This window comes from Marinococcus sp. PL1-022 (assembly GCF_033845285.1).
Classification (GTDB): Bacteria; Bacillota; Bacilli; order Bacillales; family Marinococcaceae; genus Marinococcus.
This window is the reverse complement of the sequence record NZ_JAWXCX010000001.1, coordinates 2,354,783-2,376,904: the sequence shown is the minus strand read 5'-3', so window position 1 is coordinate 2,376,904 and position 22,122 is coordinate 2,354,783. Positions and strand designations below refer to the sequence as shown.

Here is a 22,122-nt window from a genome sequence, read left to right as displayed (position 1 = left end):
GAAGCGCTATGTCAGAGTGGATTATCGGCACTTCGTCTCCGGAGGAAACGGCGGCGTGGGGAGAGCTTTTGGGCCGGTATGCGGAGGCAGATGATAAGATATGGCTGCTCGGAAGCCTTGGAGCAGGAAAAACACATTTTGCCAAAGGCTTTGCCAGAGGCCTGGGAGTTACCACAATGGTAAACAGTCCAAGCTTTACGATCGTTAAAGAATACGAAGGCCGGCTGCCTTTGTTTCATATTGACCTTTACCGGCTTTCAGAAGAGGAAGCGGAGGAAATCGGAATTGAAGAATACTTTGAGGCAGGCGGAGTGTCACTTTTAGAATGGCCGGTCCGCCTGGAAGAATGGCCGGAGGATCGTCTGGAAATAGATATTCAGTACACCGGGGAAACGAGCAGGGAATTGACTTTGACGGCCGTTGGCGAGCGGTGGAAGGCAAAGATGAAGGAGTTGCAGAATGATGAAAATGCTCGCAATTGACACGTCCACGCACGTGCTGGGTATCGCCCTTGCAGATGAACAGAAAATCCTCGGTGAATATACGACCAACATTAAAAAAAATCACTCCGTCCGGCTGATGCCGGCGGTGGAATCACTGATGAAAGAAAGCGGCCTTGCCCCGGACGATCTGGATGCGATAGCAGTAACGACGGGGCCAGGCTCCTACACCGGCGTGCGCATCGGAGTAACGACGGCTAAATCAATGGCCTGGGCCTTAAATATCCCGCTCTATCCTGTATCGACGCTTCAGGTATTTGCCCAAAACGGCCTCGGGTTTCCAGGCCTCGTTTCTCCCCTGATTGATGCACGGAGAAATCAGGTCTATACAGCGGCTTTTTCCGGAAGTTCGGGAGAAAACGCCGTAGCACGCCAGATAAAGGATCAGATCATTCTGCTTCCGGACTGGCTGGAGACGCTCGAACAGATGGAGAAGCAAATTCTGTTTGTCGGTGAAGACACGGCAAGCCGGCAGGAGCTGATCCAGGAACGGCTCGGCAGCCGGGCGGCTTTTGCGGACTGGACGGCCCAGACGATCCGTCCGGCTGAGATCATCCGTGTGGCCCGCATCGCCGGCAAAGCAATGGATGCACACGCGGTGGTGCCGGAATATGCCCAGCTCGCAGAAGCAGAAAAAAATTGGCAGAAAGCCCAAAGCGGGAGATCCGAATGAAAGCAGAAATACTGATCCGTATGATGAGTGCCGACGATATCGACAACGTGATGGAGGTAGAGCATAATGCCTTTTCAATGCCGTGGAGCCGGCGTGCGTTTGAAAATGAAATATACAATAACCAGTTTGCCCATTATCTGGTGGCAGAAGTCAAAGGCAGAATTGTCGGCTACTGCGGGGTATGGATTGTTATTGACGAGGCGCATGTAACCAATATTGCGGTGCATTCACGCTACCGCGGACGGAAAATCGGGCAGGAGCTGCTGGCCAATTTAATGGAAGTTGCCTACACTTACGGAGCCCGGACGATGACGCTTGAAGTGCGTGAAACCAATGAGACCGCCCGGAACCTGTACGATAAATTCGGATTTGTGCCCGGCGGGGTCCGAAAAAATTATTACATGGATAATAATGAAAATGCGATAGTAATGTGGGTGAATATGAATGAACAAGCGTGAACCAATAGATATTCTGGCTGTGGAAACGAGCTGTGATGAAACAGCTGCTGCAGTGATCAGAAACGGTACGGGGATCCGGTCCAACGTTGTCCTCTCCCAGATGAAAAGTCATAAACGCTTTGGCGGCGTTGTGCCGGAGGTTGCTTCGAGACATCACGCAGAAGCTATCACCCAGGTCATGGAGCAGGCGCTTGAGGAAGCGGGAAGCACGTTTTCCGATTTGTCCGCCGTAGCGGTAACGGAAGGTCCCGGACTTGTCGGTGCCCTTCTTGTCGGCGTAAATGCCGCGAAGGCGACAGCGTACGCGAAGGGGCTGCCGCTGATCGGCGTCCATCATATTGCAGGCCATATTCAGGCGACCCGGCTTGAGGAGGAATGGGAATACCCTGCTCTTGCGCTCGTCGTGTCCGGGGGCCATACCGAGCTGGTGCTTATCCAGGAGGAAGGGGAGTATGAGCTGCTTGGCCAGACAAGAGATGATGCCGTGGGAGAAGCATATGACAAGGTCGCGCGTACTCTCGGCCTGCCGTATCCCGGCGGCCCGGAGCTCGATAAGCTCGCTGAAAAAGGAGTGCCGGACGTGCCGCTGCCCGTTGCCTGGCTCGAGGAGGGCTCGTATGATTTCAGCTTCAGTGGCTTGAAATCTGCTGTTATGAACACGCTCCACAACGCCCGCCAGCGCGGGGAAGAATTAGCTCCGGAGGACGTTGCGGCAAGCTTTCAGCAGAGTGTCATTACCGTGCTGACGGAAAAAACAGCCTGTGCAGCAGAAGCCTTCGGGGTGAAGCAGGTGATGGTAGTCGGGGGCGTGGCAGCGAACAGCGGTCTTCGGACAGCGATGGAAGAGAAATTCAAAGACAGCGGCATCAAGCTGCAGATACCACCGCTGCATTTATGTACCGATAATGCAGCCATGATCGGAGCTGCTGCCTATATCAACTGGAAAAAAGGGAATTTTTCCGGTATGGATTTAAACGGCGTGCCCGGCCTGCCGCTTCATACGTAACAAAAAGCCCGTGTTCTCTTCTGCTGAGACACGGGCTTTGCTGTATAAAGTGAATATGATTAGGAGCTGGATTCTTCGAGCTGCAGTTCTTCCCATTCTTCCATCAGCTGTTCCAATTCGCCTCTCAGTTCGTTAATCGACGACTGATAGCCGGCGGCCTTTTCATGGTATTCGTATACGTCAGGTTCGAACAAAGCGGCTTCCTGCTCCTCAACGAGCTGCTCTTTGGCTTCAATATCCTGTTCAATCTGTTCAATGCGGCGCTGCCGCTTGCGGGCCTCACGCTTGGCTGCTTTATCGTCTGCAAATGAAGACTTTGCTGCGCCGGTGTCTTCAGGCTTCGGTCCTTCACGCTCTGCCTGGAGAGCCGCTTTTTCCCGCTCTTCCTCCTTTTTGAACAAATAATAATCATAGTCCCCGATGTAATTGCGGACGTCGCCGTCGCCCATTTCGAGAATGCGGGTCGCGATCCGGTTCAGAAAATACCGGTCGTGGGAAACGAACAGAATTGTTCCCGGGTAATCGATCAGGGCGTCTTCAAGCACTTCCTTGCTGTCGAGATCAAGGTGGTTGGTCGGCTCATCGAGCAGCAGGAAATTCGACTTCTGCATCATCATTTTAGCAAGCGAAAGGCGCGCCTTTTCCCCGCCGCTTAAGTCAGACACCTGCTTCAGCACGTCCTCGCCGGTAAATAAAAACTGGCCGAGCACCGTGCGGATGTCCTTTTCGTTTTCAAGCGGATATTCGTCCCACAGCTCCTGCAGCACGGTCTTGCCCGAATTCAGCTCCGCCTGCTGCTGATCGTAATAGCCAAGATCCACTTTACTTCCGAGCTGAATATGCCCTTCATCCGGCTCAAGATCTCCCTTGATCGTTTTTAAAAAGGTACTTTTGCCCGTTCCGTTCGGTCCGATCAGCGCAATGCTCTCGCCGCGCTGGGCGCGTACATTTAAATGCTCAAAAACGGGCGCCTTATCATCAAAACGGAAGGTAAGGTCTTCTGCCTTTAGTACATCGTTTCCGCTCTGCCGGTCAATCTCAAAGCGCAGGGAGGCGGATTTGCCGTCCCGTTGCGGTTTATCGAGCTTGTCCATTTTCTCGAGCTTTTTCCGGCGGCTCTGGGCCCGTTTGGTTGTAGAGGCGCGCACAATATTTTTCTGCACAAAGTCTTCAAGCTCGGCAATTTCCTTCTGCTGCTTTTCATAGGCCTGCATTTCCTGTTCAAACAGCTCGGCCCGTTTTTCCTGAAACGCACTGTAATTGCCGTAGAACAAACGGGCTTTTTTATGAATGATTTCATACACCTTCGTCACAATCTGGTCCAGAAAATACCGGTCGTGGGAGACGATCAGGACGGCACCCGGATAGCTGCTTAAATACTGCTCGAGCCAGCGGAGGGTATCCATATCGAGATGGTTGGTCGGCTCGTCAAGAATCAGGAGATCGGGCCGTGACAGCAGAAGCTTGCCGAGGGCAAGGCGAGTCTTCTGACCGCCGCTTAGCGACTGTACCGGCGTTTCGAGAGAGAAGCTGCCAAAGCCGAGGCCGGCCAGCACCGTGCGGATGTCGGACTCATAGCGGTAGCCGCCACGGGCTTCGAATTCCTGCTGGCGCTGGTCGTAGTCAGCCATCAGCTTTTCGTAGGCGCTGGTGTCGTCAATAATACCAGGCTCGGACATTTTTGCTTCCATGCGGCGCAGCTCGGCTTCAGCTTTTTGCAGATGGGTAAAAACCTCGAGCATTTCATCCCACATGGTTTTATCGCTGTTTAAGCCGGTGTGCTGCTCCAGATACCCGAACGTCGTGCCCTTTGGCATCGTGATGGAGCCAGAATCATACGAGGATTCCCCGGCAAGAATTTTCAGGAGGGTGGATTTGCCGGCCCCGTTTTTGCCGACCAGTGCGACCCGTTCGCCTTCCTTTACTTCGAGTTTTATTTGATCAAGTACGGTTTCTGCACCAAAAGACTTGGTGACACCCGAACATTGAAGTAAAATCATATTTATATAGCTCCTTTAATAACATCTCTGATATTATCAGTGTATCGTACTTTTCCGTGAAACGCGAAACAGGATAAGCCTCGCGCGTGGTAAGCGTTTCGGTACGTTTTCGTGGGGACACATGCTATACTGTCTACAGACGATGACAATACATTTAGGTGGAAATAATTATGAATACAGACCAGCAAAAAATTCCGCAGGCTACCGCAAAGCGGCTGCCCCTATATTATCGATTTCTGGAAAGCCTGTATGCAACAGGAAAAACCCGCGTTTCCTCAACCGAATTGAGTGAGGCGGTCAAGGTGGACTCGGCAACGATCCGCCGGGATTTTTCGTATTTCGGCGCACTTGGCAAGAAAGGGTACGGCTACAATGTACAGTACCTGCTGTCGTTTTTCCGGACCACCCTGGACCAGGACGAGGCCACCGACGTAGTGCTTCTTGGTGTGGGGAACCTGGGAAGGGCGCTGCTTCGTTACAATTTCTCCAAAAATGAAAACACCCGGATTGTGGCTGCATTTGATATCAATAAAGACATGGTCGGAGAGCAGATCGGCAACGTTCCGGTGTATCACACCGACGATCTGGCGGAAAAGCTTGAAGAGCATAACGTTTCCGTAGCGATGCTCACGGTGCCGTCCGCTGCGGCCCAGACGACCGGAGAAAAACTGGTGGAGGCAGGCATCAGCGGCATTTTAAACTTTACCCCGGCCCGCCTGTCGGTTCCTGCGACTGTGCGCGTGCATCATATTGATCTTGCCATCGAGCTGCAGACACTCGTGTATTTTCTGAAAAATTACCCGCTGGAAAGCGAATAGGCCGACAGTGGGAAATGTATATTGATCCATTAAAAAGGGACCGCCTGAATGCTGGCCGGTCCCTTTTGCTATTTCTTCTTTTTCTGCTCTGACATGAGGCGCAGGTAGTTAAAGCCCATCACGAGGTCATACGCGGCAAAGGCGGCGAGCAGAATGCTCCAGAACGACCAGGAGGACTCACTGACGGAAAAGTACGTAAACATCAGCAGCACTCCGCCCAGCACAAAGTAGAAAAGAGCAGCGGTAGAAGCTTTCATATTACATCAACCCCTGAACAAGCAGAATAAGTGCACTTTCAGCTTCACGCATCATGCGTTCAATTTCATCCTGGAACAATACCTGAATACCGACCACAAATGCATTCATGATAGAGTGGACGATTATCGGCACGATGATCCGGCCGGTTTTGACATACAAATAAGCGAATACAAAGCCGATCATGGTGTAGACAAGCAGATGAGTGAAATCCAAATGCACGGCAGCAAATATCAGGGAGCTGATAATAGCGGCAATAAAAAAGTTTGTCCGTTTGTACAGCGAGCCGAATATGGCTTTACGGAACACAAGCTCTTCGAGAATCGGGCCGATCACAGCTACAATAATGACAAAGGCCGGCATGCTGTTAACGAGCTCGATGATCTGCGCCGTGTTTTCAGACGCCGTATCGATGCCGAGCAGGTTCTGTTCAATCAAACCGGCGGCGATCTGGCCGGCGTAGGCGAGGGCGAACCCGATAAAAATCCAGGCGATGGAGTTTGGCCAAGGCATTTTTGGTTTATTAAACGCAAGACTTTGGCCTCTTTCAGGAATCAGCAGAATCAAAATAACAATCAAAGCGACGATAAAGCTCGCAAAAATCCAGAAGTACGAAGCCTGCTGTGCGGAATCAAAGCTGCCTACAGCCAAAAGGGCCGGGACGGCAACGATGCCCGAAAGCTGCATAAGTACATAAATAATAACAATGCTCCAGTAACGTGCGGCCATGGAAGGGGATCACTCCTAATCTCTCTCGGTTAAATCCAGTTTCGAACGCTCTAATTGTATCACAGGTACCTGCAGGAAGAATAAAGAGAGCGCTTGCGAATTTATGACAATTTTGAAATAGAAGATTAATAAAATAATTAGCAGGGAATGTGAGTGAATGTGCCATCAAGCGCCGGAATGGGAAAAGAAAGAAAAAATTTTCGCTTCCCTCTTGCAAACAAAGCCCAGGTTGATTAATATAATAATTGGGTTTAGCACTCGGATAGAAAGAGTGCTAACAACAATGTTGTTACTGTCGTTCCCGTTACATATAACGGACGATGAAAATATTCTAAGGAGGTTGTTTTCCTTGTTAAAGCCTTTAGGTGATCGACTCGTACTCGAACAGGTAGAATCAGAAGAAAAAACCGCTGGCGGTATTGTGCTGCCGGACTCCGCCCAGGAGAAACCACAGGAAGGACGCGTGGTGGCTGTTGGTGCCGGAGCTGTAAAAGACAACGGTGAACGCGTAACGCCGGAAGTAAACGAAGGCGATATCGTCGTTTATTCGAAGTTTGCAGGCACAGAAGTGAAATACGACGGCAGAGATTATTTAATCGTCCGCGAAAGCGACATCCTCGCTGTAGTTCAGTAATCAGCTTCATTTCGAAATCATTATTACATTAGGAGGATTTCATCATGGCTAAAGATATTAAGTTTAGTGAAAACGGCCGCCGCGCGATGCTCCGCGGTGTGGACGAACTCGCAAACGCTGTAAAAGTGACGCTTGGACCGAAAGGCCGCAACGTTGTTTTGGAGAAGAAGTTCGGCTCCCCGCTTATCACCAATGACGGTGTAACCATCGCCAAAGAAATCGAACTCGAAGACAACTTCGAAAACATGGGCGCGCAGCTCGTATCCGAGGTTGCCAGCAAAACGAACGACATTGCCGGTGACGGTACAACAACAGCAACCGTTCTTGCCCAGGCTATGATTCAGGAAGGCCTGAAAAACGTTACCTCCGGCGCGAACCCAATGGGTATCCGCCGCGGCATGGAGAACGCGACCAAAGTAGCGGTCGAAGAGCTCCGTAACGTCAGCAAGCCGATTGAAGGCAAAGAATCCATCACGCAGGTTGGCGCGATTTCTGCAGGATCTGAAGAAATCGGCCAAATCATTGCAGAAGCCATGGAGCGCGTGGGCAACGACGGCGTTATCACAGTCGAAGAATCCCGCGGCCTTGATACAGAGCTTGAAGTTGTGGAAGGCATGCAGTTTGACCGCGGCTATGCGTCTCCGTACATGGTTTCCGACAACGAATCCATGACGGCGGAGCTTGATAATCCGTATATTTTAATCACGGACAAAAAGCTCACAAGCATTCAGGAAGTACTTCCGCTGCTTGAGCAGGTTGTACAGCAGAACCGTCCAATCCTCATCATCGCAGAGGATGTGGAAGGCGAAGCGCTTGCAACGCTCGTAGTTAACAAGCTGCGCGGCACATTCAACGCAGTAGCAGTGAAAGCACCAGGCTTTGGCGATCGTCGTAAAGCAATGCTTGAAGACATCGCTACACTTACCGGGGGTACGGTCATTACAGAAGACGTAGGTCTTGATCTGAAAACTGCAACGATCGATCAGCTTGGTCATGCCAACAAAATCACGATCGATAAAGACAACACCACGATCGTAGAAGGAAGCGGCGATCCACAGACAATCGGTGCCCGTGTAACGCAGCTCCGTACGCAGATGGAAGAAACGACTTCCGAATTCGACCGTGAAAAACTTCAGGAGCGCCTCGCGAAGCTTGCCGGCGGCGTAGCCGTTGTTAAAGTCGGCGCAGCTTCTGAAACGGAAATGAAAGAGCGCAAGCTCCGCATCGAAGACGCCCTCAGCTCTACACGCGCAGCAGTAGAAGAAGGCATTGTCTCCGGCGGCGGTACCGCGCTGATGAACGTCTACAAAAAAGTAGAAGAAGAAATGAACAACACAACAGGCGACGAAGCAACCGGCGTGAAAATTGTTCTCCGTGCCCTCGAAGAACCACTCCGTCAGATTGCTCATAACGCAGGCCTTGAAGGCTCCGTTATCGTTGAGCGCCTGAAAACAGAAGCAGTTGGACACGGCTACAACGCAGCGACCGGCGAATGGGTGAACATGATTGACGCAGGCATTGTCGATCCTACAAAAGTTACCCGCTCCGCGCTGCAAAACGCATCGTCCGTATCCTCCATGTTCCTGACAACCGAAGCAGTTATCGCCGACATCCCAGAAGAAAATGGCGGCGGTGCCGGCGGCGGCATGCCAGACATGGGTGGCATGGGCGGAATGGGCGGCATGATGTAATGTCGCTCGCCCAGCCCTTATGTAGTAAGGGTGCTTCTCGATAGGGAAGGTTGAAATGAGCAGAATACTCACATTTTGCTAACATTTGAATAGGATTGACTTTAAGCTTCTCATGAGTTCACTGAACTTGTGGGAAGCTTTTCTTTTATTCTTAAATTATAAAAATGCATGTGGGAAAGAGTGATTTTTTGAAATAATGGTGATTCAAGAGAATTAATCTCAAAACTGAGTCTTCAAGTATAGGGCCGGATTGTGGAAGAGTCAATTTTGAGATATTGAGAGGTATTTTAAAAGTTGTAACCTCTACAAAGTTATATAATAGAAATTCACACCAATTGAAACTACCGGAAGCTGCCTCTTTCAGGCAGTCCTTTCCAACTTTCGATACTTATCGCTATAATTTTGACACGATTTATGAGAGATCCATAAACGAGTAGTTATCCTTTCGCGTGTTTTGTTTATGATGGGGATAAATCCTTTCTGTCGAATTAGTTCGATAGGAGGGAGGGGATGGAATGCAGCACCCATCATCAAAGTTTGATTATCTTATTGTTTACTTGGAAACCCTCTCAAAAATTAAGAGCGGGGGTGAAGAAACGTATCCTGCGTGGGTTAATGAAAAGATGCAACAAACATGTGAAAAGATTGAAGATTTATGCAAACAACTTTACTAATTAATGACAGGTTAATGGTGTTCTCGTAAGAGAATACTGGTGGGAATAGGTTAGTATTATATCTAGCTTGAATGAAGTAAGGTGGGGATGGAGATAGCTTGAAGTAGTGATTCCATCCCTCTTCATGATTTTTTTCATAGCGTTTTCTACATTTGTTGTAAAGTACGTGTATATGTTCATTCCTCCATGTCTTAATAGTGAACTGTGACTTTATTTTAGGAACGTAAGTACTGTTAATGCGATTGAAATGTAGATTTTGTGTGTAAAGTTATATATAATGGCAATGAAGATCACTTGAGGAGGGTGGAAAATGGATGATGTGCTAGCCTATAATGAAGTGCTTGATAGTAGGCACGATTTCCCCTCTATTGCAAGAACTCTCTACTCGAACTATCATACATTCATGCAGGATGTGAATGTATGGGAATTGCTTGAGAATGTCTTACCCAAGGAGTATTATCAGAGCATTGAACATCTTAAAGAAGATACTCTAGGTCATCAAATCATTAATGACTTTGTTATGAGACACTATCCAGGAGAGCAAAAGTTAAAATATGAGCTTACAAAAAGGTATATCAATAGAGACTCTGAGATCTCAGCATATGAAATAAATGTAAATAAAAGTAGGTTAGATGTGGGTAGAATTAATGGTAAAAGTTATGCTTATGAAATAAAAACGGAACTTGACTCCCTTGAGAAGTTGGAAAAGCAAGTAAGCGATTATTCAGAGGTATTTGAATATACTTATGTTGTTGTTCATCCATGCCATTTTAAAAAGGTGATGAACATTGTTCCAGAGCATTGCGGAGTAATTACTTATCGTGAGGTGAGTGGTGACTTTAAATTTAGTTTTAGAAAGCGTGTAGATAAGAGTCCTTATCTCAATAAAAGTTCTATGTTAAGAAATCTGAATTCAAAAGAGCTTGATTATATCCTTAAATCCTCAAAGTATGAGGGTTCTTTACCAGTAGAAAGAGATGATAAACATGAAATTCTGTTAAAGTTGTCAGATCAAAAAATTAATGCCCTCTTTAAGAGGGCATTAAAACAGCGGTACAACAAACAATGGGGTAATCTTTGTCAGAATTTCGGCAAGGTTTATCCAATAGATGTCCAAGCTGTATTTAAGTCTGGAATTTCACCTGAATTGATCTACTTCAAGAATTCTTCCAATGTTTTGAGATAGTGACTAGCAGCGAATCCTTTCCAAGATGGCTGTGAGTTGCCCTTTTTAGTACCTTGATCGATAGCTGTTATGGAGCTACATCCATAACAGCTATTTTTGTGGCTGTCGGTGAATTCTTTCCAGGGTTTGGACTTGAGGATTTCTGGGAGAAGTATGGTTGTGAAGCTGTTTGCTGATTTAAAATTCCCTTTGTATCCGTAAAAGGAATTAGATTCCCAAGAATAAAATAGGTAACCTGGACTAATAACCCCTCCCTTTGTTAATTCATCTTTTTTGACACCAGCGTAATCCCCAAATGCACTATAGTTATATTCACTGTATTTCTTCAAATGAGAATTGTCTATCTTATCTACAATCTCGTCATTCTCTAACTCTGTGTTTGTTAGATCTTTTGGTATTGTAGAGCGAAGAAGAACAGACTTTAAACCTTTTTTTTGTGAAGTTGAAGTAACCCTTTTGTGTACTTCTTCGAATTTACTATGACGATAGTTAGCTTCATCTAAGTCAAAAATTAATATATCGCCTTCATTTGAATATGATTCTACTAAACTCAGGAAAGGGCTGTTATGTTTGTAATGGCATCTAAATGCTAAAGTGGTGTACTTCTTTCTAAGCTCTTGAATTTGTTCCTTTATTTTAGAGGAACTAAAAGGTACTTGTGGGTCGTAACTAACTGTAGGTATAAACGTACCTTGATTCACTAATCTTTGATCGAGAAAAAATTGCGTTCTTAAGGAATCGTTTGCTTTCATCGGGTTGAGAAAGCTAGTTACGGATGGTTGAGTGTTCGGTTTGATAGGTACATATATTGGGATGTCTATGATGACATTATCTTTACCTGAAGTTTCCCTAATTAACTTATCAATAGTGTCAGTGGAACGTTGCTTTTCGGTTATAACCTCAAACAAAGGTGTAATTCTGCTATCAAAATTCGAGTTTCCATAGGCTATCCGTTCTTGTTCCCTATACCTCAGTACTGGCATGTATTGAAAATCCAAAAATTTCATCTCCCTTTGATGTAATGTTATTTATATCTAATGGATTAATAGAGAAATCTAAATCCACTGACATTATATTTACTTTTAAAACAAAATTATACATCTATAAGCAAAAGAAAACACGTCAAAACGACGTGTTTATTTTGTTGGCTAAACCAAGCAATATTCTGGATGTTAGTCATGGGGTGGGGATAGTTATATCCTAAATGAAAGTGTGAGAACTGAATATAATTATACTTATTTAATGTGGTAAAAAATATAAAAGCTGTTTCAGCAGCCTATTCGTTAGATTCTTTATCGCGTTGTTCAACTGTGTGAACGATATATTCGAAGTGCTTCTTTAAATCCTCAACATCTTCTCCCAAAAGCTTCTTCACTTTTCGATATCCTTAATGTAGTAATTCAATTATAACATGTGGATCTGATCTTATGCGATTAAACCAAGTGCAAACAGAAATAGAAAGTTGAAAAGTTACTCTTGAAATGGATCTTCCGGAAGGAAATTCTCCGTTCTGTGTAGTATATTGCGGAGGGAAGGAAAAAATAACCACTTTAACTACTAAAGAAGAGACGAAAGTCATTACTCACCAAGGTAAGGTGAAGATGGTTAAGTCCTCAAACCCTTTACTATACAAGGATGTGAAACCTTATAAAAGAATATTGACTGGATTTTTCTGAAATCACGTTAAATCTTAAAAAGTTTACTTAAAGTTCCTTGAGCTTTAGGGAAGCTTTTTTTAATAGGAATTATATCTACGTGGAATATCACAATTGAATGATGAGAGGAATATCTATAGATGGTATAATTATCCTATAATAAAAAGTTTAGGAGAGGATTATTCTGATATTTGAAGAGCTTCATATTAAGAATTTCAGAAACTTTTATTGTTCCAAAATATGTTTAAGTAACAAAAATGTAGTTTTTGGAATGAATGATGTTGGAAAAACAAATTTTTTGTATGCAATAAGGTTCTTATTTGATAAACAATTGAGAAAAAATGGATTTATGGATAGTGATTTCTACCAAAATGATACAAGTAAACAAATAAAGATTACAGTGAAATTAAATTTATCAGATTTTGAGGAAAGTACTGATACAAAAAAACTTGTAGCTGGAGTTAAAGATGCAAGGACTTCAGATGAGTCAGATGAATTCTATATAAGGATTATATCCGATTATAATGAAAGTGAAGGATATGGTGAACCCCTGTTATATTGGGGAAGTAATGTAGATAATTTAATAGAAGTGCCTTCCCGTGGAATATCGTACACGTTAGACAATATATTCAAAGTAGTCTATGTTAATCCACTACTTGATTTAAATAACCTGTTTAATAAAAACAAAAGGGTACTCTTTGATAAATCTGAAGAAAATGATAATGATAAACAGTTGATAGATGAAATTAAAGGATTAACAAATGAAGTTAATAAAAAAATAGGTGATATGACCACTATAAAAAAATTTCAAAGTAGTATAACAGAGGAATACAAAACATTTAGAGACGAAGAAGTGTCAATAGAACTGAAATCAGAGATGGCAATTAAGGGGTTTTACTCTGATCTCATTCCATACATAAAGCGTAATGGAGATGACAATTATTATCCCACTTCTGGAGATGGGAGGAAGAAGTTGCTCTCATATTCTATATTAAACTATGTTACTAAAAAAGAACACGAGGATAAAGTTGTAATAAACCTAATTGAAGAGCCAGAAAATAGTTTGCATCGGTCTATGCAAATAGCATTATCAAAACAACTGTTCATAAAAAACACATATGAATATTTTTTTATGTCTACACATTCTCCCGAGCTATTATATGAAATGGATAATACTAGATTAATAAGAATTTACTCAGAGGATAGAATTATTTGTGATTCATTCTTATACAATGTTGAAGATCGTTATAAGAACGTTAAAAGAAAGTTAAACAAGGACCTATCTTCAGCCTTGTTTTCTAGTAGAGTTCTCTTAGTAGAAGGGCCATCCGAGAGAGTATTCTTCGAAAGAATATTAGATGAAATGTATCCCGAATATGAATTACATGGCAGCTTCTTATTAGAGGTAGGTGGTATTTATTTTTCTAAATATGTAGAAACCCTCGAGGAACTAGGAATAACTGTATTAATCAAGACAGATAATGATTTAAAAAAAAGAAAAGGATCAAAAAATGAATATGAACTTTTGGGTATTAATAGATGTTTAAGTCTATTGGAGGCACCTAAAATGGAGAATATAATTCTTGATATTCACCCCGAATCTTCTAAAAAAGAAAAAGATCAAATACTAAATGATGCAAAAAAAAGACTTTTCAAAGGAGAAGAGGCTAAGGTTTTTAGGTTTAAAGAACACATGATTTACCTGTCTGAGATTGATTTAGAAAATGATCTAAGTAACGTGATAGGTCAACAATTTGATTACGATATTGTTAAATATCTGCAGGATAGTAAGCTTTATAATATGGCTGAGTTTATTAATGAACTTGATCAAGATTTGTGTGAGAGTATATTCTATAGCGATGAATTTGAGTGTTTAAGGGGGATGGTGATGAATGACTGAAAGAGAAAGAATTTATCACGATTCACAAAATATCGTGGTAAGTGCTGGAGCAGGTTCAGGAAAAACAACTCTATTAATTAATAAACTTAAAGCAGAAGTTAAGAATGATAGAAGTCATTATAAAATTGCCGCAATAACATTTACTAATAAAGCAGCAAATGAATTAAAAGAACGTGCTGGTAAGGCTGGAAAAGGAAATTTTTTCGGTACTAACGATGGTTTTATTGAAAAAGAAATTATTAGACCTTTTATAAAGGATGCTTTTGGACAAAGCTTTTCTCAGGAGTTTGAAACCGAATATTTTAAGACGAAGTTTAGCACATTTTATGATGGACTTGAAATCTTAGAAAGAGAAAGTATACTAGGTACCTATTACAATAAAAAAAGAAATTTCAAGTTCCATTTAGCAAAGAAAATTCTAGATGAATCAAAAGCCTGTAGGCAATATTTACAGGCCAAGTACAGTAGGATATTTATTGATGAATATCAGGATAGTGATATTGATATGCACAATTTTTTTATGTTCATTAAGGATGATTTAAACATAAAACTTTTTATCGTTGGAGATCCTAAGCAGTCTATATACATTTGGCGTGGAGCTGAACCTCAAAATTTCAAAGGTTTGTTACAAACTGAGAGCGGGTTTAATATCTATGAATTAACTGAAAATTTCAGGTGTTGTTTTGACATCCAAAATTATTCCAATTCATTCTTTTTAGATACTCAAGACCACTTTAACATGGAGGGTGGGGAGGTAGAAGATGTTATTGGCGTGAGAAATGAATATTCATTAGAAGAACTATATAAAGATAATATTATTAATCCTGAAAAAGAGTTAGTAATATTAACTTGGAAAAGAGATTTTGCAGAACAAATAGCTAATTCTCTTAACGAAGAAGGGCATAATTTTACTTATATTCCTCGAACACCGCTAGACAATAATACCAAAAATTCCTCTATATTAATTGAGCTAGCTAAATATGTCAAAAATAAAAGGTATTCCGTTTATCATTTAGTTAATAGCTTAGGACTTGATTTAAGTTCTAGCGAGATTAGTGAGTTGGATAATACTATTAAAGTGTTAAAAAACACTGATATGGATAAAGAACAGATTATTGTTGTGCTTGAAAAATTATCCGAATTGCTTCAATTAAGTTTTGGAGAAGAAGAACTTGGCCCTATTGCCAGTGTTATTTTAACAGATGAATATGATATTGCGTATAACGGCCAAAAAAACATGAACAAAGTTATGACATTGCATTCATCGAAAGGGTTAGAATTCCAACAAGTATTTATATTTGCAGTAGATTTTAAATTAAACCAGGGCAAAGACTTTAACGAACATTATGTTGCAACTACAAGAGGAAAGGATAAGCTAGTAGTTCTGCTTAATGACAACTATATTAGTTACCTGAAAGAAATACAGAAAGAATTACAGTTAGAATCTCTAAATAAACTAATTAGAATTATTTAATTAATTTTAACCCAGTGCTCCTTTCGTAAGTTCACTGAATTTTTGTGATGCTTTTTCTTCCATATTTTTTGTTATATGTGCATAAATGTTCATGATAGTGTTAATATCTCCATGACCCAATCTTTACTGAATTTCCTTTGTGCCAACGTCTTCTTCTATTAAAAGAGGAGAAGTAGCTAGAAGTGTTATTATTCCTATAAAAGTAACCTCCCCATTTTTTAAAGAAACTATAGAGGTGGATGACAAAAGCTACATAGGGTATATTCTTTCTGAAAAAGACTCTGTTTATTATATTGCAGATCAAAATTGGGAAATGAGAAGAATTAAAGAGAGGGAAGTTTATACTCATCCAAATCCTCAAAGTAAGATAGATAAACTTTGTAATAAAGGGAGTGAGTCTCTGTTTTCCATAAGGAGCAACAGGTACATCATAATAAGATTAAGCTTCTCAAGAAAACATCTCCCAAAATAAAAAGACCTCTCATGGATTAACTTTCTAGATATATTTCTTATGACTGGATCTTGACTGGATATTGCACGTATTTATTGATATCTTATTTGGTAATAGTCTAACATGTAAAATACGAAAACTGACAATTAAGGCGATCCCAACACTTGTATCCACGTATTTCATATACTAAAAGAATGGCGGCATGATGTAGGCCAAAAGGATGTTGGTCACCCGGACGCTGCGACAGGACGTCGCGGTTTTCGTCCGGGCTCCGTTCAATCCCATGCTATAACCCAGCTTTAATGAACATGAGCAGAATGCTCACATTTTGCTAACATTTGAATAGGATTTACTTTAAGCTTCTCATGAGTTCACTGAACTTGTGGGAAGCTTTTTTATGGTTTTTGCTCATGTGAACGCCAAGGTGATTGCCCCTTAGGCAATCAATCCGACCACTAATAAAGCAAACTGGACACTCAAGGATTCCGTTAATCGTAAAGTTTCCAATAATCTTTTCAGACCCTCTATTCGATGCAGCCAAAATCATATAAAGGCGCTACCGCAGTGTATTGCCAGCTTTACTTTACCATGGTAAAATGTAACCAATATATGTAAAAGGAGGGATTTTAATGAGGTATAAAGAAAAGAAAAAATGGTATAAGCGGATTCCGGGGTATCGTTCCGGGGTGAAGTGGAAGATGATTACGGCTTCAATTATTTATGCTTTAATTTTATTTGTTATACTAGTTCCAACTGATTCTTCTACAGAAATAGCTGGTGAAAATACCGCGGAAGATGCTGTTGAATTGGAAGCAGAAGATGCCACAGCAGCTACGGATAAACAAAAAGCTGATAAGCAAAAGAATGAAGAAGAGAACGAAAAAGAAGCCAAGGAAGAAGAAGAGCGTCAGGCTGAGGAAGAAGCTGAGCAGGAAGCCAAGGAAGAGGAAGAGCGTCAGGCTGAAGAAGAAGCCGAACAGGAAGCCAAGGAAGAGGAAGAACGCCAGGCTGAAGAAGAGGCTGAGCAGGAAGCCAAGGAAGAGGAAGAGCGCCAGGCTGAAGAGGAAGCTGAGCAGGAAGCGAAAGAGGAAGAAGAACGCCAGGCTGAAGAGGAAGCCGAGCGGGAAGCAAGAGAAGAGGAGGAACGTGAGGCTGAAGAATCCAGCGGATCTGTTTCTCGGGAACAGGCAGTGAGCCAGGCTCAGGACTACCTAGATTACACTTCATTTTCTAAATCAGGACTCATCGAGCAACTGGAATATGAAGGCTTTAGCAAAGAGGACGCAACATATGCTGTAGAAAACATCTCAGTTGACTGGGAGGAGCAGGCGGTCATCCAGGCCGAGGACTATCTGGAGTACACCGCATTCTCCGAATCAGGATTGATTGAGCAACTAGAGTATGACGGTTTCAGTTCATCGGAGGCTGCTCATGGTGTAGAAAACATTAGTGTGGATTGGCAGGAGCAGGCAGTTAGCAGTGCGGAGGATTATCTGGAGTACAGTTCTTTTTCAAGACAGGGCCTAATTGATCAACTGACTTTTGAAGGGTTCAGCACGGAGCATGCCACATATGCTGCCGGACAGGTCGGTTTGTAATTGACATATTGATTTTAAGGGAACAGCAAAAGCTGCTCCCTTTATTCATAGGTAATGGCTTTTATAATAAACAGGTATAAAAGGCTTTTAAATAGACAAACGAATTTCATCAAGGAGGAAACGCTATGAAAAACATACGATGGGGCATTATAGGGTGCGGCAATGTGACAGAGGTGAAAAGCGGTCCCGCCTTTCAACTCGCCAAAAACAGCTCCCTGCAGGCGGTAATGAGAAGAAATGGAGAAAAGGCGAGAGATTATGCGGAGCGTCACGGGGTTCCCAGCTGGTACGATAAAGCGGAGGATCTTATCCACGACAACGAAGTGGATGCCATTTATATTGCGACGCCGCCTTCCTCGCACAAGCAATATACGATCATGGCTGCCGAAGCAGGGAAGCCAGTATATGTGGAAAAGCCGATGGCAGGCAGCACAGACGAATGCGCAGAAATGATAAAAGCCTGCGAAAATCATGGAGTGCCGTTGTTTGTTGCCTATTATAGAAGATCTCTTCCGCGTTTTCGAAGGGTGAAAGAGCTGCTGGATGCCGGAAGCATTGGAGAGGTGCGGTTTGCTTCTATCCAGCAGACCCAGCCCATCGTTCAAAAAGATGAAAACGGAGAATGGCCGTGGAGGGTAATCCCCGAAAAAAGCGGCGCAGGGCTATTCTATGATGTAGGCTCTCATACGCTGGATCTCTTTGATTACCTGCTCGGACCTTTAAACGAGGTAAAGGGTTCTGCAGTGAACCTGGCTGATTCCTATCCGGCTGAAGATACGGTAAGCGGCACATGGAAATTTGAGAACGGTGGTGTCGGGATAGGGGTATGGAATTTCTCCTCCTATAGTAAAGAGGACGATAACCGTATCATCGGCACAAAGGGGGAAATAACGTTTTCGACGTTTGACGACAAGCCGATTATCCTTCTAAACGAAGCCGGGGAAGAGTCTTTTTATATCGAGCATCCGAAGCATATTCAATATTACCATATTCAATCTATTATTGATGAACTGCTTGGAAAAGGAACCTGTCCAAGCACTGGCAAAACAGCGTTCCGTACTAATCAGGTAATGGCGGAATTAGTAAAAGAATATTATTAAAAGGTCTTTGCTGAGCGTTATTTATTGACGTTTGGCGAATTTTATATTAGCATATGCTTATATAATAAAACGATGGTAGGTGAACGTATGGAAAAGATCAAACCGGAAATTAAAGACACTGCTTCTGTGCTGAAGCTTTTGGGCGATAACACCCGTCTTTCCATTGTCGGCCTTGTACAGAACCATGAGTGCTGCGTATGTGAATTTGTGGAGCTTCTGGATATGTCACAGTCATCGGTGAGCCAGCATCTCAGAAAGCTCCGGGACGCCGGCCTGGTCAAAGAACAGCGGAAGGGACACTGGATTTTTTATTCGTTTAACCGGGAGCATCCTTCTGCCGGTATGGTAGAGGACATTCTCCGCCATGTGCCCGACCAGAACGAAAAGCTGCAGCAGCTGGAACGGGATGGTCTGCGTATTAATTGCGACTGAGGACCAATCACCACTGGAATTAATATTTTGTGAAATGAGGATGCAGCCATGAGCAAAAAGAAATTGTATTTTTTATGTACGGGTAATTCCTGCCGCAGCCAGATGGCAGAAGGGTTTGGCCATTATTTCCTGGGAAATGACTGGGAGGTCCGGAGTGCCGGTATCGAAGCCCATGGCCTTAATCCAAAGGCGGTCGAAGCCATGAACGAAGTCGGTATCGATATTTCCAAGCAGGAGTCGAGCATGATCGATCCGGAATATTTAAACAATGCGGACATGGTGGTCACGCTTTGCGGCGATGCCAATGACAAATGTCCAATGACCCCACCGCACGTAACGAGGGAGCACTGGGGCTTTGACGACCCGGCAAAAGCAGAGGGTACAGAGGACGAACGCTGGATGGTTTTTCAGCGTGTACGTGATGAAATTAAAAACCGTATTCAGAGTTTTGCTGAAGAAGGAAAGGAGTCATTTTATGACGGAAGAACGGATTTATGATGTGATTATCGCGGGCGCCGGTCCGGCCGGCATGACCGCGGCGGTGTACGCCTCCCGGGCGGAAATGGACACGCTCATGCTCGAGCGCGGTGTGCCCGGCGGCCAGATGGCCAACACCGAGGACGTGGAAAACTACCCGGGCTTTGACCATATTCTCGGGCCCGACCTGTCGACGAAAATGTTCCAGCACGCCCAGAAGTTCGGCGCGGCGTACGCCTACGGCGACGTCTCCCGCGTCGAGGACGGCAGGGAATACAAAACGGTCTACGCCGGGAACAAGGTTTATAAAACACGCGCGCTGATCATCGCGACCGGCGCGGAGTACAAGCAGCTCGGCGTCGAGGGCGAAAAAGAGCTCGGCGGCCGCGGCGTGTCCTACTGCGCGGTCTGCGACGGCGCCTTCTTCCGCAACAAGGAAATCGTCGTGGTCGGCGGCGGGGATTCCGCTGTCGAGGAGGCGGTGTATCTGACCCGGTTTGCCGATAAGGTGACCGTCATTCACCGCCGCGACGAGCTGCGGGCGCAGAAAATCCTGCAGCAGCGCGCGTTTGTGAACGACAAGATCGACTTCAAGTGGAGCACGGTCGTAAAAACCATCAACGGCGACGGCGGTAAGGTTGGAAGCGTCACGCTCACGGATCTGAAAACCGGCGAGGACTACGACTTCGAAACGAGCGGCGCGTTCATCTACATCGGGCTGCTGCCGCTGAACGGGGCATTTCTCGACCTCGGCATCACGAACGGCGAGGGCTATATCGAAACGAACGAGGAGATGGAAACGAAGATTCCGGGCGTGTTCGCCGCCGGGGACATCCGGGACAAATTCCTGCGCCAGATCGTGACCGCGACCGGCGACGGATCGCTTGCGGCGCAGACGGCGCAGCAGTACGTGGAAGAACTGAAAAACGCGGTCAAAGTGTAAGCGCTCCGGCCCGGTAACCTATAATTAACCGCCCTGGCTGTCAAATGGCAGCCAGGGCGGTTTTTTATGATAGTATTATGATAAGAGTAAGTGGGTTATCCAAAGGCTTATGCTGTTTTCATGAAAGGAGAGGTGAAATGATAATCCATCCATTCAGAAAAAATACAATCAGCCTGCTGGTCTTCGGAGCAGTGTTTCTTGCCGGATGCAGTGCGGAGAAGAACGATGGAGGACCGGAAGAAAATGCTGAAGAATCCGGAGAGCCCGCTGATTCAGTTTCTGAAGCACAAACAGGAGACTGGGACGTAGAAGTGGTGGCGGAAAATCTCGATGTCCCGTGGTCGTTAAACATTCATGAAGACACGTATTATATGACCAACCGCGGAGGCAAGGTGATCGAGGTGAGCGGTGGAGAAACAGAACGCTTTTCGCTTAATACGAGTGATGAAGTAGCAAATGAAGGGGAGGGCGGCCTGCTTGGCTTTGTGCTGGCCGAGGATTTTGCTGACTCTTCGGAAGGCTATGCGTATTACACGTATCGTAAAAATGATGGGATGCTCGCCAACAGAGTGGTTGCTGTGGAGCGGGAAGACAGCCGGTGGAATGAAACAGAGGTGCTGCTTGATGACATTCCGGGGAGCCTTATTCATAACGGAGGCCGGCTGGAAATCGGGCCCGATGGTTATTTATATGCTACTGCCGGAGATTCAGACGAGCCTTCGCTTGCGCAGGATGAAGAAAGCCTGGCAGGCAGCATACTGCGAATGACGGTCGACGGAGAGGTGCCGGAGGAGAACCCGTCTGAAGATTCTTATGTGTACAGCTATGGGCACCGGAACCCGCAGGGACTCGCATGGAACAGCGATGGTCAGCTGTACAGCTCGGAGCACGGTCCGAACGCCCAGGATGAGATCAACGTAATCGAACCGGGAAATAACTACGGCTGGCCGGAAATTACCGGCAGTGAATCAGCAGAAGGGCTGGAAATCCCGGTGATTCAATCGGGAAATACTACCTGGGCGCCTTCCGGTACTGCCTTTTTCGAGGATACTCTTCTGGTAGCAGGGCTTCGGGGTGAGAGCCTGTATGCCTTTAATGAAGAAGCAGAAGAGATGAGTGCCGTATTTGAAGGAGAAGGCAGGCTCCGTGACGTTAAAACCGAAGATAAAGATGTTTACCTTCTTACAAATAATACCGACGGAAGAGGGACGCCGGCAGAAAACGATGACCGTCTCCTGAGGCTTACTCTGGAGAATTAATTAGTTAAAGGATGTTCGCTGTTTGGCAGGTAGTACTGCTGAACAGCAACTGTTACTCGGAAATTGAGTATTTATAAATTTTATGGAAATAAAAAGCCACTCCCAAAGAAGGTATCTTTAGGAGTGGCTTAAAGCAAAAGTTCTACTGTCTTTATCTCCAGAATCGTTATAGTTTACTGCTGAAGTATATTGCAAAAATCAATTTTAAG

Annotated in this window: 23 protein-coding genes and 1 pseudogene; 19 read left to right on the top strand and 5 right to left on the bottom strand. The window is 44.5% G+C overall.

The window, feature by feature from the left end; genetic code table 11:
* The first annotated feature begins 8 nt into the window (after window positions 1-8).
* The 4 genes from tsaE to tsaD are packed head-to-tail and all read left to right on the top strand — an operon-like array spanning window position 9 to window position 2,637.
* Window positions 9-482, top strand: a complete 474-nt coding sequence (tsaE, locus tag SIC45_RS12205) for a tRNA (adenosine(37)-N6)-threonylcarbamoyltransferase complex ATPase subunit type 1 TsaE (RefSeq protein ID WP_319632352.1) — start codon at window positions 9-11, stop codon at window positions 480-482.
* Entirely contained in the window at window positions 463-1,173 is a 711-nt protein-coding gene (gene tsaB / locus SIC45_RS12200; RefSeq protein ID WP_319632351.1) for a tRNA (adenosine(37)-N6)-threonylcarbamoyltransferase complex dimerization subunit type 1 TsaB, read from the top strand. Before tsaE ends, tsaB begins: the two co-directional genes overlap by 20 nt.
* Window positions 1,170-1,631: a ribosomal protein S18-alanine N-acetyltransferase gene (gene rimI, locus SIC45_RS12195; protein WP_298789263.1), complete on the top strand. Its 462-nt coding sequence runs from the start codon at window positions 1,170-1,172 to the stop codon at window positions 1,629-1,631. The genes tsaB and rimI overlap by 4 nt, the downstream gene beginning before the upstream one ends.
* Window positions 1,618-2,637: a tRNA (adenosine(37)-N6)-threonylcarbamoyltransferase complex transferase subunit TsaD gene (gene tsaD, locus SIC45_RS12190; RefSeq protein ID WP_319632350.1), complete on the top strand. Its 1,020-nt coding sequence runs from the start codon at window positions 1,618-1,620 to the stop codon at window positions 2,635-2,637. The genes rimI and tsaD overlap by 14 nt, the downstream gene beginning before the upstream one ends.
* Window positions 2,638-2,696: 59 nt before the next feature.
* Here the strand turns inward: tsaD and SIC45_RS12185 are convergent, their stop codons facing one another.
* Window positions 2,697-4,637, bottom strand: a complete 1,941-nt coding sequence (locus SIC45_RS12185) for an ABC-F family ATP-binding cassette domain-containing protein (RefSeq protein WP_319632349.1) — start codon at window positions 4,635-4,637, stop codon at window positions 2,697-2,699.
* A 170-nt stretch (window positions 4,638-4,807) separates the two neighbouring features.
* On the opposite strand from SIC45_RS12185, the gene SIC45_RS12180 reads away from it, so the two are divergent.
* Window positions 4,808-5,455 carry a redox-sensing transcriptional repressor Rex gene (locus SIC45_RS12180; protein ID WP_298789260.1) on the top strand — a complete coding sequence of 216 codons (648 nt, stop codon included), beginning with the start codon at window positions 4,808-4,810 and terminating at the stop codon, window positions 5,453-5,455.
* 68 nt (window positions 5,456-5,523) lie between these two features.
* On the opposite strand, the gene SIC45_RS12175 is transcribed toward SIC45_RS12180, so the two are convergent.
* Together SIC45_RS12175 and SIC45_RS12170 are read right to left on the bottom strand one after the other, a co-directional pair.
* The gene (locus SIC45_RS12175; RefSeq protein ID WP_413645747.1) at window positions 5,524-5,712 is read right to left on the bottom strand and encodes a DUF4305 domain-containing protein; all 189 of its coding nucleotides are present in this window, start codon (window positions 5,710-5,712) and stop codon (window positions 5,524-5,526) included.
* A 1-nt stretch (window position 5,713) separates the two neighbouring features.
* Complete coding sequence (locus SIC45_RS12170) at window positions 5,714-6,439, bottom strand: type II CAAX endopeptidase family protein (protein ID WP_319632348.1); 726 nt, start codon at window positions 6,437-6,439, stop codon at window positions 5,714-5,716.
* Window positions 6,440-6,788: 349 nt separating this feature from the next.
* Between SIC45_RS12170 and groES the strand changes: the two genes are divergently transcribed.
* The 4 genes from groES to SIC45_RS12150 all read left to right on the top strand — a co-directional run bounded on the left by groES (window position 6,789) and on the right by SIC45_RS12150 (window position 10,624).
* Window positions 6,789-7,073 (top strand): co-chaperone GroES, encoded by a 285-nt coding sequence (gene groES / locus SIC45_RS12165; RefSeq protein WP_319632347.1) that lies wholly within the window; start codon window positions 6,789-6,791, stop codon window positions 7,071-7,073.
* A 44-nt stretch (window positions 7,074-7,117) separates the two neighbouring features.
* Window positions 7,118-8,764, top strand: a complete 1,647-nt coding sequence (gene groL / locus SIC45_RS12160) for a chaperonin GroEL (protein ID WP_091616789.1) — start codon at window positions 7,118-7,120, stop codon at window positions 8,762-8,764.
* A gap of 515 nt (window positions 8,765-9,279) precedes the next feature.
* A complete protein-coding gene (locus tag SIC45_RS12155) occupies window positions 9,280-9,438 on the top strand; it encodes a hypothetical protein (RefSeq protein ID WP_319632346.1) in 159 nt (52 codons plus the stop codon).
* 310 nt (window positions 9,439-9,748) lie between these two features.
* A complete protein-coding gene (locus tag SIC45_RS12150) occupies window positions 9,749-10,624 on the top strand; it encodes a sce7726 family protein (RefSeq protein WP_319632345.1) in 876 nt (291 codons plus the stop codon).
* Here SIC45_RS12150 and SIC45_RS12145 read toward each other — a convergent pair.
* Window positions 10,591-11,622 carry a beta family protein gene (locus SIC45_RS12145; protein WP_319632344.1) on the bottom strand — a complete coding sequence of 344 codons (1,032 nt, stop codon included), beginning with the start codon at window positions 11,620-11,622 and terminating at the stop codon, window positions 10,591-10,593. The genes SIC45_RS12150 and SIC45_RS12145 overlap by 34 nt on opposite strands.
* A gap of 483 nt (window positions 11,623-12,105) precedes the next feature.
* On the opposite strand from SIC45_RS12145, the gene SIC45_RS16525 reads away from it, so the two are divergent.
* The 3 genes from SIC45_RS16525 to SIC45_RS12135 all read left to right on the top strand — a co-directional run bounded on the left by SIC45_RS16525 (window position 12,106) and on the right by SIC45_RS12135 (window position 15,653).
* Window positions 12,106-12,300, top strand: coding sequence for an XtrA/YqaO family protein (locus SIC45_RS16525; RefSeq protein ID WP_413645744.1), 195 nt, complete (start codon window positions 12,106-12,108; stop codon window positions 12,298-12,300).
* A 157-nt stretch (window positions 12,301-12,457) separates the two neighbouring features.
* Window positions 12,458-14,179, top strand: a complete 1,722-nt coding sequence (locus SIC45_RS12140) for an ATP-dependent nuclease (RefSeq protein ID WP_319632967.1) — start codon at window positions 12,458-12,460, stop codon at window positions 14,177-14,179.
* Window positions 14,172-15,653 (top strand): ATP-dependent helicase, encoded by a 1,482-nt coding sequence (locus SIC45_RS12135; RefSeq protein WP_319632343.1) that lies wholly within the window; start codon window positions 14,172-14,174, stop codon window positions 15,651-15,653. The genes SIC45_RS12140 and SIC45_RS12135 overlap by 8 nt, the downstream gene beginning before the upstream one ends.
* Before the next feature lie 6 nt (window positions 15,654-15,659).
* Here SIC45_RS12135 and SIC45_RS12130 read toward each other — a convergent pair.
* Window positions 15,660-15,818, bottom strand: a pseudogene (locus SIC45_RS12130) (site-specific integrase); the annotation flags it as partial.
* On the opposite strand from SIC45_RS12130, the gene SIC45_RS12125 reads away from it, so the two are divergent.
* From SIC45_RS12125 to SIC45_RS12095, 7 genes are all read left to right on the top strand, one after another.
* The gene (locus SIC45_RS12125; protein ID WP_319632984.1) at window positions 15,793-16,125 is read left to right on the top strand and encodes a hypothetical protein; all 333 of its coding nucleotides are present in this window, start codon (window positions 15,793-15,795) and stop codon (window positions 16,123-16,125) included. The pseudogene SIC45_RS12130 and the gene SIC45_RS12125 sit on opposite strands and share 26 nt — an antisense overlap.
* A 608-nt stretch (window positions 16,126-16,733) precedes the next feature.
* Window positions 16,734-17,702, top strand: a complete 969-nt coding sequence (locus tag SIC45_RS12120; RefSeq protein ID WP_319632342.1) for an Ltp family lipoprotein — start codon at window positions 16,734-16,736, stop codon at window positions 17,700-17,702.
* A gap of 125 nt (window positions 17,703-17,827) precedes the next feature.
* Window positions 17,828-18,802, top strand: a complete 975-nt coding sequence (locus SIC45_RS12115) for a Gfo/Idh/MocA family oxidoreductase (RefSeq protein WP_319632341.1) — start codon at window positions 17,828-17,830, stop codon at window positions 18,800-18,802.
* Window positions 18,803-18,889: 87 nt separating this feature from the next.
* On the top strand, window positions 18,890-19,234 hold the full coding sequence (locus SIC45_RS12110; protein WP_319632340.1) for a metalloregulator ArsR/SmtB family transcription factor: 345 nt from the start codon (window positions 18,890-18,892) through the stop codon (window positions 19,232-19,234).
* Window positions 19,235-19,282: 48 nt separating this feature from the next.
* A complete protein-coding gene (arsC, locus tag SIC45_RS12105; RefSeq protein WP_319632339.1) occupies window positions 19,283-19,732 on the top strand; it encodes an arsenate reductase (thioredoxin) in 450 nt (149 codons plus the stop codon).
* A complete protein-coding gene (gene trxB, locus SIC45_RS12100) occupies window positions 19,710-20,654 on the top strand; it encodes a thioredoxin-disulfide reductase (protein ID WP_319632338.1) in 945 nt (314 codons plus the stop codon). Before arsC ends, trxB begins: the two co-directional genes overlap by 23 nt.
* Window positions 20,655-20,791: 137 nt before the next feature.
* Entirely contained in the window at window positions 20,792-21,913 is a 1,122-nt protein-coding gene (locus SIC45_RS12095; RefSeq protein WP_319632337.1) for a PQQ-dependent sugar dehydrogenase, read from the top strand.
* Window positions 21,914-22,122: the final 209 nt, after the last annotated feature.

Bases quoted from the DNA above. Each gene is read 5' to 3' on its own strand.
- SIC45_RS12175 (WP_413645747.1), bottom strand. From the start codon at position 5,712: ATGAAAGCTTCTACCGCTGCTCTTTTCTACTTTGTGCTGGGCGGAGTG.
- SIC45_RS12135 (WP_319632343.1), top strand. From the start codon at position 14,172: ATGACTGAAAGAGAAAGAATTTATCACGATTCACAAAATATCGTGGTA.
- groL (WP_091616789.1), top strand. From the start codon at position 7,118: ATGGCTAAAGATATTAAGTTTAGTGAAAACGGCCGCCGCGCGATGCTC.
- SIC45_RS16525 (WP_413645744.1), top strand. From the start codon at position 12,106: ATGGATCTTCCGGAAGGAAATTCTCCGTTCTGTGTAGTATATTGCGGA.
- SIC45_RS12180 (WP_298789260.1), top strand. From the start codon at position 4,808: ATGAATACAGACCAGCAAAAAATTCCGCAGGCTACCGCAAAGCGGCTG.
- tsaE (WP_319632352.1), top strand. From the start codon at position 9: ATGTCAGAGTGGATTATCGGCACTTCGTCTCCGGAGGAAACGGCGGCG.
- rimI (WP_298789263.1), top strand. From the start codon at position 1,170: ATGAAAGCAGAAATACTGATCCGTATGATGAGTGCCGACGATATCGAC.
- trxB (WP_319632338.1), top strand. From the start codon at position 19,710: ATGACGGAAGAACGGATTTATGATGTGATTATCGCGGGCGCCGGTCCG.
- tsaB (WP_319632351.1), top strand. From the start codon at position 463: ATGAAAATGCTCGCAATTGACACGTCCACGCACGTGCTGGGTATCGCC.
- SIC45_RS12155 (WP_319632346.1), top strand. From the start codon at position 9,280: ATGCAGCACCCATCATCAAAGTTTGATTATCTTATTGTTTACTTGGAA.
- SIC45_RS12150 (WP_319632345.1), top strand. From the start codon at position 9,749: ATGGATGATGTGCTAGCCTATAATGAAGTGCTTGATAGTAGGCACGAT.
- SIC45_RS12185 (WP_319632349.1), bottom strand. From the start codon at position 4,637: ATGATTTTACTTCAATGTTCGGGTGTCACCAAGTCTTTTGGTGCAGAA.
- arsC (WP_319632339.1), top strand. From the start codon at position 19,283: ATGAGCAAAAAGAAATTGTATTTTTTATGTACGGGTAATTCCTGCCGC.
- SIC45_RS12095 (WP_319632337.1), top strand. From the start codon at position 20,792: ATGATAATCCATCCATTCAGAAAAAATACAATCAGCCTGCTGGTCTTC.
- SIC45_RS12115 (WP_319632341.1), top strand. From the start codon at position 17,828: ATGAAAAACATACGATGGGGCATTATAGGGTGCGGCAATGTGACAGAG.
- SIC45_RS12120 (WP_319632342.1), top strand. From the start codon at position 16,734: ATGAGGTATAAAGAAAAGAAAAAATGGTATAAGCGGATTCCGGGGTAT.
- SIC45_RS12170 (WP_319632348.1), bottom strand. From the start codon at position 6,439: ATGGCCGCACGTTACTGGAGCATTGTTATTATTTATGTACTTATGCAG.
- tsaD (WP_319632350.1), top strand. From the start codon at position 1,618: ATGAACAAGCGTGAACCAATAGATATTCTGGCTGTGGAAACGAGCTGT.
- SIC45_RS12110 (WP_319632340.1), top strand. From the start codon at position 18,890: ATGGAAAAGATCAAACCGGAAATTAAAGACACTGCTTCTGTGCTGAAG.